Genomic DNA, 17096 nt, shown 5'->3' on the forward strand with positions numbered 1-17096 from the left:
TTTGCCGAAAAGCGACAAGCAAAAGAGGCTGATTTGGCTGCCTGAGCCACACTTCTCACTAAAATTCGGATTTTGTAGATGTGATAGTGAATTACATAACATCATTTCTCACGCATAATAATCATTCGACGTTGCTAACGGGCCATTGTGGCAGGGATGAGAGATGAAAAAGTTACGCTTAGCCGCCTGTATGTTGATGCTGGCGCTGGCAGGGTGCGACAACAACGATAACGCGCCAACTGCAGTGAAAAAAGATACGTCTTCTGAAGTTGCTAAAGAGTCATCTTCGACAAATGCGACTTCTGCGAAACTCTCCTCGCCGGCGCGACAAAAACTGGCACAACAGAGTGCGGGTAAGTCACTGACATTACTGGATCTCTCTGAGGTACAGCTCGATGGCGCAGCCACGCTGGTACTGACTTTCTCTGTCCCCCTCGACCCGGATCAGGACTTCTCGCGTGTTATTCATGTCGTCGATAAAAAGAGCGGAAAAGTGGATGGCGCCTGGGAGTTGTCAGATAATCTCAAAGAACTGCGTTTACGCCACCTCGAACCGAAACGTGATTTGATCGTCACTATTGGCAAGGAAGTTAAGGCACTCAATAACGCCACCTTCAGTAAAGATTACGAAAAAACCATCACCACCCGCGATATCCAACCCAGCGTCGGCTTTGCCAGCCGTGGTTCGCTGTTACCCGGAAAAGTCGTGGAAGGACTGCCGGTAATGGCGCTCAACGTTAACAATGTCGATGTTAACTTCTTCCGTGTTAAGCCGGAATCGCTGCCAGCTTTCATTAGCCAGTGGGAATATCGTAACTCACTGGCGAACTGGCAATCGGACAAACTGTTGGAGATGGCGGACCTGGTCTATACCGGGCGGTTTGATCTCAATTCTGCGCGTAACACCCGCGAAAAATTATTGCTGCCGCTGGGCGATATCAAGCCGCTTCAGCAGGCGGGCGTGTATCTGGCTGTAATGAATCAGGCCGGACATTACGATTACAGTAATCCAGCCACGCTATTTACGTTAAGTGATATCGGCGTATCGGCCCACCGTTATCACAATCGTCTCGATATTTTTACTCAAAGCCTGGAAAACGGCGCGGCCCAGCAAGGAATTGAAGTCTCGCTATTAAATGAAAAAGGGCAGACCCTGACTCAGGCGACCAGTGATTCACAGGGCCATGTACAGCTGGAAAATGATAAAAACGCGGCGCTACTGCTGGCGCGTAAAGACGGTCAGACAACGCTGCTCGATTTAAAACTTCCGGCACTGGACTTAGCGGAATTTAACATTGCTGGCGCGCCAGGCTACAGCAAACAGTTCTTTATGTTTGGTCCGCGCGATCTTTATCGCCCTGGCGAAACGGTAATCCTCAACGGCTTACTGCGTGATGCAGACGGTAAAGCTCTGCCGGATCAACCCATCAAACTGGACGTGATTAAACCTGACGGGCAGGTACTGCGTAGTGTTGTTAGCCAGCCGGAAAATGGCCTCTACCACTTTACCTGGCCGCTGGATAGCACTGCGGCAACTGGAATGTGGCATATCCGAGCCAACACTGGGGATAACCAGTATCGGATGTGGGATTTCCACGTCGAAGATTTTATGCCGGAGCGCATGGCGTTGAATCTGACCGGCGAGAAAACGCCATTAACGCCAAAAGATGAAGTGAAGTTCTCCGTGGTGGGGTACTACCTGTATGGTGCACCTGCTAATGGCAATACCTTGCAGGGACAGCTTTTCTTGCGGCCGCTGCGTGAAGCGGTTTCTGCATTGCCTGGTTTCGAATTTGGCGATATTGCTGCCGAAAACCTTTCCCGCACGCTGGATGAAGTCCAGCTGACGTTGGATGATAAAGGACGCGGCGAAGTTTCCACTGAAAGCCAGTGGAAGGAAGTACATTCCCCATTACAGGTTATTTTCCAGGGGAGTTTGCTGGAATCGGGCGGTCGCCCGGTGACGCGCCGCGCTGAACAGGCTATCTGGCCTGCCGATGTGCTGCCAGGGATCCGTCCGCAGTTCTCTTCAAAATCAGTTTACGATTATCGTACTGACAGCATGGTAAAACAGCCCATTGTTGATGAAGACAGTAACGCTGTTTTTGATATCGTTTATAGCGATGCGCAGGGCGTGAAAAAAGCAGTGTCGGGCTTGCAGGTGCGACTGATTCGCGAACGTCGCGATTACTACTGGAACTGGTCGGAAGATGAAGGCTGGAAGTCACAGTTCGATCAAAAAGATCTGATCGAAAATGAGCAAACGCTGGATCTGAAAGCGGATGAAACCGGTAAGGTAAGTTTTCCGGTAGAGTGGGGCGCTTATCGTCTGGAAGTCAAAGCGCCGAATGAAGCGGTCAGTAGCGTGCGTTTTTGGGCCGGATATAGCTGGCAGGATAATAGCGACGGTAGCGGCGCAGTGCGTCCGGACCGTGTCACGCTGAAACTGGATAAGGCCAGTTATCGCCCGGGCGACACCATTAAGTTGCATATTGCCGCGCCAACGGCGGGTAAAGGTTATGCGATGGTCGAGTCCAGTGAAGGGCCGCTGTGGTGGCAAGAGATTGATGTTCCGGCTCAAGGGCTGGATCTGACGATTCCGGTCGATAAAACCTGGAATCGTCATGATCTTTATTTGAGTACTCTGGTGGTGCGTCCTGGCGATAAATCTCGCTCCGCGACGCCAAAACGCGCGGTTGGTGTGTTGCATTTGCCGCTTGGTGATGAAAACCGTCGCCTCGATCTGGCGCTGGAAACACCATCAAAAATGCGTCCCAATCAACCATTAACCGTGAAAATTAAAGCCAGCACTAAAAATGGCGAGAAGCCAAAACAGGTGAATGTGCTGGTGTCTGCCGTTGATAGTGGTGTGCTGAATATTACTGACTACGTCACGCCAGATCCGTGGCAGGCGTTCTTTGGTCAGAAACGCTATGGCGCAGACATTTACGATATTTACGGTCAGGTTATTGAAGGTCAGGGGCGTCTGGCTGCACTGCGCTTTGGTGGCGATGGTGATGAACTGAAACGCGGTGGCAAACCGCCAGTAAATCACGTCAATATTGTCGCGCAACAGGCGCTGCCGGTAACGCTCAACGAACAGGGCGAAGGCACGGTTACATTGCCGATTGGCGATTTTAACGGTGAATTGCGCGTCATGGCGCAAGCATGGACGGCCGATGACTTCGGCAGCAACGAAAGCAAAGTGGTTGTTGCGGCACCCGTGATAGCGGAACTGAACATGCCGCGCTTTATGGCTAGCGGCGACACCTCACGTCTGACGCTGGACATCACTAATCTTACCGATAAACCGCAAAAACTTAACGTTGCTCTGACCGCCAGTGGCTTGCTTGAACTGGTGAGTAATTCCCCCGCACCTGTTGAATTAGCGCCAGGTGTGCGAACCACGCTGTTTATCCCGGTGCGTGCTCTGACGGGGTTTGGCGATGGTGAAATTCAGGCCACCATTAGCGGGTTAGCGTTACCAGGTGAAACCGTTGCCGATCAGCATAAGCAGTGGAAAATCGGCGTCCGTCCGGCATTCCCGGCACAAACGGTCAATTACGGTACGGCATTACAGCCTGGTGAAACCTGGGCGCTCCCGGCTGATGGGTTGCAAAACTTCTCGCCTGTTACGCTGGAAGGGCAGCTGTTGTTGAGCGGCAAGCCACCGCTGAACATCGCACGTTATATCAAAGAGTTAAAAGCATATCCCTACGGCTGCCTGGAGCAAACCACCAGCGGCCTGTTTCCGTCACTTTATACCAATGCAGCCCAACTGCAGGCGTTGGGTATAAAAGGTGACAGCGATGATAAACGCCGTGCGGCAGTCGATATTGGCATTTCGCGTTTGCTGCAAATGCAACGTGATAACGGCGGCTTTGCCCTGTGGGATAAAAACGGTGACGAAGAGTACTGGCTGACCGCCTACGTGATGGATTTCCTGACCCGTGCTGGTGAACAGGGTTACAGCGTGCCGACAGAAGCCATTAATCGTGGAAACGAGCGTCTGCTGCGCTATTTACAAGATCCGGGCATGATGTCGATTCCGTACGCTGATAATCTTAAAGCCAGTAAGTTTGCCGTTCAGTCTTACGCTGCACTGGTCCTGGCACGGCAACAAAAAGCGCCGCTGGGTGCGCTACGCGAAATCTGGGAGCGTCGTGCAGATGCGGCTTCTGGTTTACCGCTGCTGCAACTTGGCGTTGCGCTGAAAACCATGGGTGATGCGACGCGTGGTGAAGAAGCGATTGCGCTGGCGCTGAAAACGTCGCGTAACGATGCACGGAAATGGCTGGGCGATTACGGTAGCCCACTGCGCGATAACGCGCTGATGCTCTCTTTACTTGAAGAGAACAAGCTACTGCCTGATGCACAGCAGGCATTGATTAACACCCTTTCACAGCAGGCATTTGGCGAACGTTGGCTCTCGACCCAGGAAAGTAACGCGCTGTTCCTGGCCGCCCGTACTCTTCAGGATTTACCGGGTAAATGGCAGGCGCAGACGTCTTTGTCTGCCGAGCCGTTGACAGGCGAGAAAGCGCAAAACAGCAATCTGGATAGCGATCAACTGGCAGCGTTGCAGGTGACCAACCGTGGCGACCAGCCGTTATGGCTGCGTGTGGATGCCAGCGGTTATCCGCAATCCGCACCACAACCTGCGAGCAATGTGCTGCAAATTGAGCGTCATATTCTTGGTACTGACGGTAAGAGTAAGTCTCTGGACTCGTTGCGTAGCGGCGATCTGGTGCTGGTCTGGTTGCAGGTAAAAGCCAGTGACAGCGTGCCGGATGCTTTGGTCGTTGATTTACTGCCAGCGGGCCTGGAACTGGAAAACCAGAACCTGGCTAACGGCAGCGCCAGCCTGGAGCAAAGTGGCAGCGAAGTGCAAAACCTACTCAATCAAATGCAACAAGCGAACATTAAGCATATTGAGTTTCGGGACGATCGCTTTGTAGCGGCGGTTGCTGTAGATGAATATCAGCCGGTAACGCTGGTGTATCTGGCGCTGGCGGTAACGCCGGGAACGTATCAGGTTCCGCAACCGATGGTGGAATCAATGTATGTTCCCCAATGGCGGGCGACTGGCGCTACTGAAGATTTGCTGATTATCAGACCGTAAATGCCTCGTCTGTTAACCAAACGTGGCTGCTGGATAACGCTGGCAGTCACGCCCTTTATTATCATTCTGGCAGCGTGGGGGGCAGATAAACTCTGGCCTCTGCCGCTACATGAAGTTAACCCCGCACGCGTCGTCGTGGCGCAGGATGGGACGCCGCTCTGGCGCTTTGCCGATGCTGATGGCATCTGGCGTTATCCGGTAACCATCGAAGATGTTTCTCCGCGTTATCTCGAAGCACTGATCAATTACGAAGATCGCTGGTTCTGGAAGCATCCAGGCGTGAACCCATTCTCGGTGGCTCGTGCTGCCTGGCAGGATCTTACTTCTGGTCGGGTTATCTCCGGCGGCAGTACGCTCACCATGCAGGTAGCTCGCCTGCTTGATCCACATTCGAAAACCTTTGGCGGTAAAATTCGCCAACTCTGGCGCGCATTTCAACTGGAATGGCGCCTGTCTAAACGTGAAATTCTGACCTTGTATCTTAACCGCGCCCCGTTTGGCGGTACGTTACAGGGGATCGGTGCGGCAAGCTGGGCTTATCTCGGGAAATCGCCTGCTAATTTGAGCTATTCCGAGGCAGCAATGTTGGCGGTGTTACCGCAAGCGCCCAGCCGACTGCGCCCGGATCGCTGGCCGGAACGTGCCGAGGCCGCACGTAATAAAGTGCTCAAACGGATGGCTGCGCAAGGTGTGTGGTCCCGTGAGCAGGTAAAAGAATCTAGTGAAGAGCCCATCTGGCTGGCCCCCAGGCAAATGCCGCAATTGGCACCGCTGTTTTCGCGCATGATGCTCGGTAAAAGTAAAAGCGACAAAATCGTTACTACGCTGGATGCAGGTCTTCAACGACGTCTGGAAGAATTGGCGCAAAACTGGAAAGGACGATTGCCGGCGCGCAGCTCACTGGCGATGATCGTGGTTGATCATACCGATATGCGTGTTCGCGGCTGGGTAGGATCGGTCGATCTCAACGATGATTCACGCTTTGGTCATGTTGATATGGTTAATGCGATCCGATCGCCAGGATCGGTGCTCAAACCATTTGTTTATGGTCTGGCGCTGGATGAAGGTTTGATCCACCCGGCATCGCTGTTGCAAGACGTCCCCCGACGCACCGGTGATTATCGACCTGGTAACTTTGACAGCGGTTTTCATGGCCCGATCAGCATGAGCGAGGCGCTGGTGCGCTCGCTGAACTTACCTGCTGTGCAGGTGCTGGAAGCCTATGGCCCGAAACGGTTTGCGGCAAAATTACGCAATGTTGGATTGCCGTTGTATCTGCCCAACGGTGCTGCGCCCAATCTTTCGCTCATTCTTGGCGGCGCTGGTGCAAAACTGGAAGATATGGCTGCAGCGTATACCGCGTTTGCTCGCCACGGTAAGGCGGGTAAGTTGCGCTTACAGCCGGGCGACCCATTACTTGAGCGACCGTTAATGTCGCCGGGGGCCGCGTGGATTATCCGCCGTATTATGGCAGATGAAGCGCAGCCGCTTCCGGATAGCGCCTTGCCACGCGTCGTACCACTGGCGTGGAAAACAGGAACCAGTTATGGCTACCGCGATGCATGGGCAATAGGGATAAACGCTCGCTATGTGGTCGGTATCTGGACCGGCAGGCCGGACGGCACGCCCGTTGTCGGTCAGTTTGGTTTTGCCAGCGCCGTACCGCTGTTGAATCAGGTCAATAATATCTTACTGTCGCACAGTGCGAATCTGCCGGAAGACCCGCGTCCTGACTCTGTAAGCCGTGGCGTTATCTGCTGGCCGGGCGGACAGTCTTTGCCGGAAGGTGACGGTAACTGTCGCCGCCGCCTGGCAACCTGGCTGCTGGACGGGAGCCAGCCGCCAACTCTGTTACTACCGGAGCAGGAAGGCATTAATGGCATTCGTTTCCCCATCTGGCTGGATGAAAACGGCAAACGTGTTGCCGCTGATTGCCCTCAGGCGCGACAAGAAATGATAAATGTCTGGCCGCTACCGCTGGAACCCTGGCTGCCTGCATCGGAGCGCCGCGCCGCACGCCTGCCATCGGCATCAACAAGTTGCCCGCCGTACGGTCACGATGCCCAGCTCCCGCTGCAGCTGACAGGCGTTCGCGATGGCGCGATTATTAAACGTTTACCTGGCACTGCTGATGCTTCTTTGCCTGTGCAAACCACGGGTGGCACAGGTGAACGATGGTGGTTTCTTAATGGTGCGCCGTTAACTGAACGTGGGCGTAACATTACGTTGCGTTTGAGTGAAAAAGGTGATTATCAGTTACTGGTGATGGATGAAATGGGACAGGTCGCGACGGTGAGATTTGCCATGCAGTAGTCTGTTTTGTCAGATTTTGTTGCTTAAACTCGGTTTATTTTAAAAAAATGTTACCTTCATCAATAGTCAACGGCCCTGTAGCTCATTATAATCCGCGCCATCTCGTACGCTGGTACAGACAACAACAGAATAATTTACAGAGGTAAAAATGGCTATTGAACGTACTTTTTCCATCATCAAACCGAACGCGGTAGCAAAAAACGTTATTGGTAATATCTTTGCGCGCTTTGAAGCTGCTGGATTCAAAATTGTCGGCACCAAAATGCTGCACCTGACCGTTGAACAGGCTCGTGGCTTTTATGCTGAACACGATGGAAAACCGTTCTTTGATGGTCTGGTTGAGTTCATGACCTCTGGCCCGATCGTGGTTTCCGTACTGGAAGGTGAAAACGCCGTTCAGCGTCACCGCGATCTGCTGGGCGCGACCAACCCGGCAAACGCACTGGCCGGTACTCTGCGTGCTGATTATGCTGACAGCCTGACCGAAAACGGTACCCACGGTTCTGATTCTGTAGAATCTGCCGCTCGCGAAATCGCCTTCTTCTTCGGTGAAGGCGAAGTGTGTCCGCGCACACGTTAATATTTTCGTAAATGCCGCGTGCAAACGTGGCATCCATGCGCCAGAATTTGTACAATGCAGCGCCCCCGGACGAGCAGTCGCTCACCGGGGCGTTTCTTTTTTCAACCCTCCAGGGGCCATAACGTGTAATAACGAGGCCGGAATAGCATATGTCTGAACAATTAGTCACACCTGAAAACGTCACCACGAAAGATGGAAAAATCAACCTGCTGGATCTCAACCGTCAGCAGATGCGGGAGTTTTTTAAAGATTTGGGTGAAAAACCCTTCCGCGCCGATCAGGTGATGAAGTGGATGTATCACTATTGCTGCGACAACTTTGATGAGATGACCGACATCAACAAAGTGTTGCGTGGCAAGCTGAAAGAGGTGGCGGAGATCCGCGCACCGGAAGTGGTTGAAGAACAGCGTTCATCTGACGGCACCATTAAATGGGCAATTGCCGTGGGCGATCAGCGCGTTGAAACTGTGTACATTCCGGAAGACGACCGCGCCACACTTTGCGTCTCCTCGCAGGTCGGCTGTGCGCTGGAGTGTAAATTTTGTTCCACTGCCCAGCAAGGTTTCAACCGTAACCTGCGGGTGTCGGAAATTATCGGCCAGGTGTGGCGTGCGGCGAAAATCGTCGGCGCAGCAAAAGTCACCGGTCAGCGCCCGATCACTAACGTAGTGATGATGGGCATGGGCGAACCGCTGCTCAACCTGAACAATGTCGTTCCGGCGATGGAAATCATGCTCGACGATTTTGGCTTTGGCTTGTCTAAACGTCGCGTGACGCTCTCTACATCGGGTGTTGTTCCGGCACTGGATAAACTGGGCGATATGATTGACGTTGCGCTGGCAATCTCTCTGCACGCGCCGAACGACGAAATTCGTGACGAAATTGTACCGATCAACAAAAAGTACAATATCGAAACTTTCCTCGCTGCGGTACGCCGCTATCTGGAAAAGTCCAATGCCAATCAGGGCCGCGTCACCATTGAATACGTGATGCTTGACCATGTTAACGACGGTACAGAGCACGCGCATCAACTGGCGGAGCTGCTGAAAGATACGCCGTGTAAGATCAACCTGATTCCGTGGAACCCGTTCCCGGGCGCGCCGTATGGCCGCAGTTCGAACAGTCGTATCGATCGCTTCTCAAAAGTGTTGATGAGCTATGGATTCACAACCATCGTGCGTAAAACGCGTGGGGATGATATCGATGCTGCCTGCGGGCAATTAGCGGGCGAGGTTATCGACCGCACTAAACGTACCCTGCGCAAACGGATGCAGGGTGAAGCCATCGACGTGAAAACGGTTTGATGTCTCTTGCGCCACGGTTACTTTTTGTACCGTGGCGTAATCTTTTATGAATATAGCATTAAGTTGCAATTGTCTGATCAATATTAACGGTGCGTTTTTGCTGACTTTAAGGCAGTATGTAACGATGCAACAGTGAGTTAGCTTTGATTCATGTGGGCTTTGTCATGAGCACACAGACAGTCTTATACTGTATGATAAAGGTTAACTTAATGGATGTCTCGCGGTGTGGGTGAGCATGATGGCTCACCGGCATCTCAATTCTCATTTAAACGTACCTGCAGCGAATGAATACTGAAGCCACGCACGACCAAAATGAAGCACTTACTACCGGCGCTCGCTTGCGTAATGCCCGCGAACAACTTGGACTTAGCCAGCAAGCCGTTGCCGAACGACTTTGTCTGAAGGTTTCCACGGTACGCGATATTGAAGAGGATAAGGCACCAGCCGACCTTGCATCAACATTCCTGCGCGGGTATATCCGGTCTTATGCACGACTGGTGCATATTCCGGAAGAAGAACTGCTGCCGGGGCTGGAAAAACAGGCTCCGTTACGGGCCGCAAAAGTTGCGCCTATGCAGAGTTTCTCTCTCGGCAAGCGACGTAAAAAACGCGATGGCTGGCTGATGACCTTCACCTGGCTGGTGTTATTCGTGGTGATTGGACTGAGCGGTGCCTGGTGGTGGCAAGATCACAAAGCCCAGCAGGAAGAGATCACGACTATGGCCGATCAGACCACAGCGGAACTGAACGGTAATAGCGGCCAGGCACAGAGCGTACCGTTAGATACCTCCTCAAACGCTAGTCAGAGTGACTCCACCACGACGTCAGCACCTGCGGATACTACTGCTGCAAACACGCAAACGTCAGACGTGACCAGGCCGGCACCTGCCGTTGAACCACAGCAGAACGCAGTTGTTCCGCCTTCGCAGGCGAATGTGGATACCACTGCTACGACCGCGCCAACGGCAACGACGTCAGATGACACAGCACCACTGCCAACCGATCAGGCAGGCGTGACTACGCCGGCGGCTAACCCGAATGCACTGGTGATGAACTTTACTGCCGATTGCTGGCTGGAAGTCACTGATGCTACCGGTAAAAAACTGTTCAGCGGGATGCAGCGTAAAGACGGTAATTTGAATTTAACCGGCCAGGCACCGTATAAACTGAAAATTGGTGCGCCGGCCGCAGTACAGATCCAGTATCAAGGGAAACCTGTCGATCTGAGTCGTTTTATCAGAACTAACCAGGTTGCGCGTCTGACCCTAAATGCCGAACAATCACCGGCGCAGTAACAGACGGGTAACGCGGGAGATTTTGCATGCATAACCAGGCTCCAATTCAACGTAGAAAATCAACACGTATTTACGTTGGGAATGTGCCGATTGGCGATGGAGCTCCCATCGCCGTACAGTCCATGACTAATACGCGCACGACGGACGTCGAAGCGACGGTCAATCAAATCAAGGCGCTGGAACGTGTTGGTGCCGATATCGTCCGTGTTTCAGTACCGACGATGGACGCGGCAGAAGCGTTCAAACTCATCAAACAGCAGGTTAACGTACCGCTGGTGGCCGACATCCACTTTGACTATCGCATTGCGCTGAAAGTGGCGGAATACGGCGTCGACTGCCTGCGCATTAACCCAGGCAATATCGGTAATGAAGAGCGTATTCGCATGGTGGTTGACTGTGCGCGCGATAAAAACATTCCGATCCGTATTGGCGTTAACGCGGGATCGCTGGAAAAAGATCTGCAAGAAAAGTATGGCGAACCGACGCCGCAGGCGTTGCTTGAGTCCGCCATGCGCCATGTTGATCATCTTGATCGTCTGAATTTCGATCAGTTTAAAGTCAGTGTCAAAGCGTCAGACGTTTTCCTGGCAGTAGAATCGTATCGTCTGCTGGCAAAACAGATCGATCAGCCGCTGCATCTTGGGATCACCGAAGCGGGTGGCGCGCGCAGCGGGGCGGTAAAATCCGCCATTGGTTTAGGTCTGCTGCTGTCTGAAGGTATTGGTGACACGCTGCGCGTTTCGCTGGCTGCCGATCCGGTTGAAGAGATCAAAGTCGGTTTCGATATCCTTAAATCGCTGCGAATCCGTTCGCGCGGGATCAACTTCATTGCCTGCCCGACCTGTTCTCGTCAGGAGTTTGACGTCATTGGTACGGTTAACGCACTTGAGCAGCGTCTGGAAGATATCATTACCCCGATGGACGTTTCGATCATTGGTTGCGTGGTGAATGGCCCTGGCGAGGCACTGGTTTCTACACTCGGCGTCACGGGCGGCAATAAGAAAAGCGGCCTTTATGAAGATGGCGTGCGCAAAGACCGTCTGGACAACAATGACATGATCGACCAGCTGGAAGCGCGCATTCGTGCGAAAGCCAGTCAGCTGGACGAAGCGCGTCGAATTGACGTTCAGCAGGTTGAAAAATAATAACGTGATGGGAAGCGCCTCGCTTCCCGTGTATGATTGAACCCGCATAGCTCCCGAAACATTGACGGAAGCGTTGAGGGTTCATTTTTATATTCAGAAAGAGAATAAACGTGGCAAAAAACATTCAAGCCATTCGCGGCATGAACGATTACCTGCCTGGCGAAACGGCCATTTGGCAGCGCATTGAAGGCACACTGAAAAACGTGCTCGGCAGCTACGGTTACAGTGAAATCCGCTTGCCGATTGTAGAGCAGACCCCGCTATTCAAACGTGCGATTGGTGAAGTCACCGACGTGGTTGAAAAAGAGATGTATACCTTTGAGGATCGCAACGGCGACAGCCTGACTTTGCGCCCTGAAGGGACGGCGGGCTGTGTACGCGCCGGCATCGAGCATGGTCTTCTGTACAATCAGGAACAGCGTCTGTGGTATATCGGGCCGATGTTCCGCCATGAGCGTCCGCAAAAAGGCCGTTATCGTCAATTCCATCAGCTAGGTTGTGAAGTCTTCGGTCTGCAAGGTCCGGATATTGACGCCGAACTGATCATGCTTACTGCTCGCTGGTGGCGTGCGCTGGGTATCTCTGAACACGTTACCCTCGAACTGAACTCAATCGGTTCACTGGAAGCGCGAGCGAACTACCGCGACGCTTTAGTGGCATTCCTCGAACAGCATAAAGAAAAGCTGGACGAAGACTGCAAACGCCGCATGTACACCAACCCGCTGCGCGTGCTGGATTCCAAAAATCCGGAAGTGCAGGCGTTACTCAATGACGCTCCGGCGTTAGGTGATTATCTTGACGAGGAGTCTCGCGAGCATTTTGCTGGTCTGTGCAAACTGCTGGAGAGCGCAGGTATTGCCTACACCGTCAACCAGCGTTTGGTGCGTGGTCTGGATTACTACAATCGTACCGTTTTCGAATGGGTGACTAACAGTCTCGGTTCCCAGGGAACCGTGTGCGCAGGCGGTCGTTATGACGGTCTGGTGGAACAGCTAGGTGGCCGTGCAACACCGGCAGTAGGGTTTGCGATGGGCCTCGAACGTCTTGTATTGTTAGTTCAGGCAGTTAATCCGGAATTTAAAGCCGATCCCGTTGTCGATATATACCTGGTGGCTTCAGGCGCCGATACACAATCTGCGGCGCTGGCATTAGCTGAGCGTCTACGTGATGAATTACCGGGTGTGAAATTGATGACCAACCACGGCGGCGGCAACTTTAAGAAACAGTTTGCCCGTGCTGATAAATGGGGCGCACGCGTTGCTGTGGTGCTGGGTGAGTCCGAAGTGGCCAACGGCACGGCAGTAGTGAAGGATTTGCGCTCTGGTGAGCAAACGGCAGTTGCGCAGGATAGCGTAGCCGCGCATTTGCGCACGTTACTGGGTTAAGGAAGGAGAAGGACAGCGTGGAAATTTACGAGAACGAAAACGACCAGGTTGAAGCGGTTAAACGCTTTTTTGCTGAAAATGGCAAAGCACTGGCTGTTGGGGTGATTTTGGGCGTTGGCGCACTGATTGGCTGGCGCTACTGGAACAGCCATCAGGTTGATTCCGCACGCTCCACTTCTCTTGCCTATCAAAATGCGGTTACCGCAGTTAGCGAAGGCAAACCAGACAGCATTCCGGCGGCGGAAAAATTCGCTGCTGAAAATAAAAATACTTATGGCGCGCTGGCTTCTTTGGAACTTGCGCAGCAATTTGTTGACAAAAATGAACTAGAGAAAGCTGCCGCCCAATTGCAACAGGGGTTGGCGGACACGAGCGATGAAAATCTCAAAGCCGTGATAAATCTGCGTCTTGCCCGAGTTCAGGTGCAGCTCAAGCAGGCTGATGCCGCGCTGAAAACCCTTGAAACCATTAAAGGTGAAGGGTGGGCTGCCATTGTTGCCGACCTGCGTGGTGAAGCATTGCTGAGCAAAGGTGATAAGCAAGGTGCGCGTAGTGCATGGGAAGCAGGCGTGAAAAGCGATGCTACCCCGGCACTGAGCGAAATGATGCAGATGAAAATTAATAATTTGTCCATCTGAGAGGGACCCGATGCAATTGCGTAAATTACTGCTGCCAGGACTGCTTTCCGTTACTCTTTTAAGCGGCTGTTCGCTGTTTAACAGCGAAGAAGATGTGGTAAAGATGTCCCCATTGCCGACCGTTGAAAACCAGTTTACGCCGACCACGGCGTGGAGCACCTCTGTTGGTAGCGGCATTGGCAACTTCTATTCTAATCTTCATCCGGCACTGGCGGACAACGTTGTCTATGCAGCAGACCGCGCTGGTTTAGTAAAAGCGATGAATGCGGATGACGGCAAAGAAATCTGGTCTGTCAGTCTGGCCGAGAAAGATGGCTGGTTGTCTAAAGAGCCGGCATTGCTTTCTGGCGGCGTGACCGTAGCAGGTGGTCACGTTTACATTGGCAGCGAAAAGGCGCAGGTTTACGCGCTGAATACCAGCGATGGTACTGTAGCATGGCAAACTAAAGTCGCAGGTGAAGCACTTTCTCGCCCGGTGGTTAGCGATGGTCTGGTACTTATCCACACCAGTAATGGTCAGTTGCAAGCGCTGAACGAAGCAGACGGTGCTGTTAAATGGACAGTTAACCTCGATATGCCTTCGCTCTCTTTGCGTGGCGAATCTGCGCCAGCCACAGCGTTTGGCGCAGCAGTTGTTGGTGGTGATAATGGCCGCGTCAGCGCAGTACTGATGCAACAGGGCCAGATGATTTGGCAACAGCGCATCTCCCAGGCGACCGGCTCTACTGAAATCGACCGTCTGAGCGATGTTGACACAACTCCGGTAATCATTAACGGCGTTGTTTTTGCACTGGCCTATAATGGTAACCTGACGGCGCTTGATCTGCGCAGCGGTCAGATTATGTGGAAACGCGAACTGGGTTCGGTGAATGATTTCATCGTCGACGGCAACCGCATCTATCTGGTCGATCAAAATGACCGGGTGATGGCGTTGACTATTGATGGCGGCGTTACGCTGTGGACGCAAAGCGATCTGTTGCATCGCCTGCTGACTTCTCCGGTGCTGTATAATGGCAACCTGGTGGTGGGTGACAGTGAAGGCTATCTGCACTGGATTAACGTCGAAGATGGTCGTTTCGTTGCCCAGCAAAAAGTTGATAGCTCCGGTTTCCAGACCGAACCGGTTGCCGCTGATGGCAAACTGCTGATCCAGGCAAAAGACGGGACTGTGTACTCCATTACACGTTAATCGTCTCTGTCGTTCACTTTGAAAACGGCTCCTGGACAGGGGCCGTTTTCCTGTTTTTAACAACGACGCAAAAAAAGCGATCGTTGTCTGATGATTTATAAAAATGAGGCTTTAAACATGGTACCTGTGGTCGCGCTTGTCGGGCGCCCTAACGTAGGAAAATCCACGTTATTTAACCGTCTAACTCGCACCCGAGATGCGCTGGTTGCGGATTTCCCGGGTCTGACTCGTGACCGTAAGTACGGTCGTGCAGAAATTGAAGGCCGCGAGTTTATCTGTATTGATACCGGCGGTATTGACGGTACGGAAGACGGTGTTGAAACCCGCATGGCGGAACAGTCGCTACTGGCGATTGAAGAAGCAGACGTTGTACTGTTTATGGTTGATGCGCGTGCTGGCCTGATGCCAGCAGATGAAGCTATTGCCAAGCACCTGCGCTCCCGAGAAAAACCTACCTTCCTGGTGGCAAACAAAACTGATGGTTTAGATCCAGACCAGGCAGTTGTTGATTTCTATTCGCTCGGTTTAGGCGAAATCTACCCAATTGCCGCGTCTCATGGTCGTGGTGTATTAAGCCTGCTGGAGCACGTTCTTCTGCCGTGGATGGAAGATCTCGCGCCGCAAGAAGAAGTGGACGAAGACGCAGAATACTGGGCGCAATTTGAAGCGCAAGAGAACGGCGAAGAAGAAGAGGAAGACGACTTCGACCCGCAAAGTCTGCCGATCAAACTGGCGATTGTGGGGCGTCCGAACGTCGGTAAGTCTACGCTCACTAACCGTATTCTCGGTGAAGAACGCGTTGTGGTTTACGACATGCCAGGCACAACGCGTGACAGTATCTACATTCCAATGGAACGTGACGGACGTGAGTATGTACTCATTGACACCGCAGGCGTACGTAAACGCGGCAAAATCACCGATGCGGTAGAGAAGTTCTCAGTAATCAAAACGTTGCAGGCAATTGAAGATGCCAACGTGGTGATGCTGGTCATTGATGCACGCGAAGGTATTTCCGATCAGGATCTCTCTCTGCTGGGCTTTATTCTCAATAGTGGGCGCTCACTTGTGATTGTGGTGAACAAGTGGGATGGCCTGAGCCAGGAAGTGAAAGAGCAGGTGAAAGAGACGCTGGACTTCCGTCTGGGCTTTATTGATTTTGCTCGCGTGCACTTTATCTCTGCATTGCACGGCAGTGGTGTTGGTAACCTGTTTGAATCAGTGCGTGAAGCATATGACAGCTCTACCCGTCGCGTGGGTACGTCTATGCTGACACGAATCATGACCATGGCTGTTGAAGATCACCAGCCGCCACTGGTACGCGGGCGTCGCGTGAAGCTGAAATATGCCCACGCCGGTGGTTATAACCCGCCGATTGTGGTGATTCACGGTAACCAGGTAAAAGACCTGCCGGATTCCTACAAGCGTTATCTGATGAACTACTTCCGCAAGTCTCTGGATGTGATGGGTACGCCGATTCGTATTCAGTTCAAAGAAGGGGAAAACCCATATGCGAACAAGCGTAACACCCTGACGCCGACCCAGATGCGTAAGCGTAAGCGCCTGATGAAGCATATCAAGAAAAGTAAGTAATTACTTATCTGGTTTCCCTTTCCATATGGAAAGGGAAACTCATGAAAATGTGAGGATTATTTATGGAACTCAGCTGCCCAATCTGCCAAAAACCTCTCGAACGTCAAGGCGAGACGGCTCACTGCGTAACTTGCGACAAAGATTTCATCGTCCAGGCACTTTGCCCTGACTGCCACCAACCGTTACAGGTGTTAAAAGCGTGTGGTGCGGTGGATTATTTCTGCCAGCATGGTCACGGTTTAATTTCTAAAACCCGTATTGAATTTGTCATTGCTTAATATCACTGGAATATATGATTTCGAATTATATATTCCTAATATAAATATTATAATCTCGTCTCTATTAGATAAATGGCTAATTAAAAATGAGCAAAGTCTCATTGTTATAACTTTAAGACTATGTTTAGCACTTCTGGTGTGCAGTTGCTGCGTTATCTGGAATACAATGTTAGACATTATTTTAGAATTAAATTCCCACAGGGAAAAACATGTTGCAATGGATCCGCTATATAACACTAATATTTATCTCCGGTGCT

General features: G+C 52.2%; 11 protein-coding genes. All 11 read left to right on the plus strand.

Going from position 1 to position 17096, the window contains the following annotated elements:
• Nucleotides 1–163 precede the first annotated feature (163 nt).
• Nucleotides 164–5122: an alpha2-macroglobulin gene (yfhM, locus tag AACS80_RS06675; RefSeq protein WP_135410260.1), complete on the plus strand. Its 4959-nt coding sequence runs from the start codon at nucleotides 164–166 to the stop codon at nucleotides 5120–5122.
• Entirely contained in the window at nucleotides 5123–7435 is a 2313-nt protein-coding gene (gene pbpC, locus AACS80_RS06680; RefSeq protein ID WP_135410259.1) for a peptidoglycan glycosyltransferase PbpC, read from the plus strand.
• A gap of 148 nt (nucleotides 7436–7583) precedes the next feature.
• Entirely contained in the window at nucleotides 7584–8015 is a 432-nt protein-coding gene (gene ndk / locus AACS80_RS06685; protein ID WP_000963835.1) for a nucleoside-diphosphate kinase, read from the plus strand.
• 149 nt (nucleotides 8016–8164) lie between these two features.
• Nucleotides 8165–9319: a bifunctional tRNA (adenosine(37)-C2)-methyltransferase TrmG/ribosomal RNA large subunit methyltransferase RlmN gene (locus AACS80_RS06690; protein ID WP_130207500.1), complete on the plus strand. Its 1155-nt coding sequence runs from the start codon at nucleotides 8165–8167 to the stop codon at nucleotides 9317–9319.
• 284 nt (nucleotides 9320–9603) lie between these two features.
• Complete coding sequence (gene rodZ / locus AACS80_RS06695) at nucleotides 9604–10614, plus strand: cytoskeleton protein RodZ (RefSeq protein ID WP_138183716.1); 1011 nt, start codon at nucleotides 9604–9606, stop codon at nucleotides 10612–10614.
• A gap of 26 nt (nucleotides 10615–10640) precedes the next feature.
• Nucleotides 10641–11759: a flavodoxin-dependent (E)-4-hydroxy-3-methylbut-2-enyl-diphosphate synthase gene (gene ispG / locus AACS80_RS06700; protein ID WP_000551807.1), complete on the plus strand. Its 1119-nt coding sequence runs from the start codon at nucleotides 10641–10643 to the stop codon at nucleotides 11757–11759.
• Between the two features lie 110 nt (nucleotides 11760–11869).
• Complete coding sequence (gene hisS, locus AACS80_RS06705; RefSeq protein WP_130237914.1) at nucleotides 11870–13144, plus strand: histidine--tRNA ligase; 1275 nt, start codon at nucleotides 11870–11872, stop codon at nucleotides 13142–13144.
• A gap of 17 nt (nucleotides 13145–13161) precedes the next feature.
• A complete protein-coding gene (gene yfgM / locus AACS80_RS06710) occupies nucleotides 13162–13782 on the plus strand; it encodes an ancillary SecYEG translocon subunit YfgM (RefSeq protein WP_130207491.1) in 621 nt (206 codons plus the stop codon).
• A gap of 10 nt (nucleotides 13783–13792) precedes the next feature.
• Nucleotides 13793–14971, plus strand: coding sequence for an outer membrane protein assembly factor BamB (gene bamB, locus AACS80_RS06715; RefSeq protein ID WP_130207489.1), 1179 nt, complete (start codon nucleotides 13793–13795; stop codon nucleotides 14969–14971).
• Nucleotides 14972–15088: 117 nt separating this feature from the next.
• The gene (gene der, locus AACS80_RS06720) at nucleotides 15089–16561 is read left to right on the plus strand and encodes a ribosome biogenesis GTPase Der (RefSeq protein WP_032281443.1); all 1473 of its coding nucleotides are present in this window, start codon (nucleotides 15089–15091) and stop codon (nucleotides 16559–16561) included.
• Between the two features lie 62 nt (nucleotides 16562–16623).
• Nucleotides 16624–16839: a zinc ribbon domain-containing protein gene (locus AACS80_RS06725; protein ID WP_130207487.1), complete on the plus strand. Its 216-nt coding sequence runs from the start codon at nucleotides 16624–16626 to the stop codon at nucleotides 16837–16839.
• Nucleotides 16840–17096 lie beyond the last annotated feature (257 nt).

It is taken from the genome of Escherichia sp. E4385 (genome assembly GCF_963883145.1).
In the GTDB taxonomy this organism is placed as follows: Bacteria; Pseudomonadota; Gammaproteobacteria; order Enterobacterales; family Enterobacteriaceae; genus Escherichia.

What these genes read in the sequence shown, in the direction of transcription:
- yfhM (WP_135410260.1), top strand. Translation starts at nt 164, where the DNA reads ATGAAAAAGTTACGCTTAGCCGCCTGTATGTTGATGCTGGCGCTGGCA.
- pbpC (WP_135410259.1), top strand. Translation starts at nt 5,123, where the DNA reads ATGCCTCGTCTGTTAACCAAACGTGGCTGCTGGATAACGCTGGCAGTC.
- ndk (WP_000963835.1), top strand. Translation starts at nt 7,584, where the DNA reads ATGGCTATTGAACGTACTTTTTCCATCATCAAACCGAACGCGGTAGCA.
- AACS80_RS06725 (WP_130207487.1), top strand. Translation starts at nt 16,624, where the DNA reads ATGGAACTCAGCTGCCCAATCTGCCAAAAACCTCTCGAACGTCAAGGC.
- AACS80_RS06690 (WP_130207500.1), top strand. Translation starts at nt 8,165, where the DNA reads ATGTCTGAACAATTAGTCACACCTGAAAACGTCACCACGAAAGATGGA.
- bamB (WP_130207489.1), top strand. Translation starts at nt 13,793, where the DNA reads ATGCAATTGCGTAAATTACTGCTGCCAGGACTGCTTTCCGTTACTCTT.
- rodZ (WP_138183716.1), top strand. Translation starts at nt 9,604, where the DNA reads ATGAATACTGAAGCCACGCACGACCAAAATGAAGCACTTACTACCGGC.
- ispG (WP_000551807.1), top strand. Translation starts at nt 10,641, where the DNA reads ATGCATAACCAGGCTCCAATTCAACGTAGAAAATCAACACGTATTTAC.
- der (WP_032281443.1), top strand. Translation starts at nt 15,089, where the DNA reads ATGGTACCTGTGGTCGCGCTTGTCGGGCGCCCTAACGTAGGAAAATCC.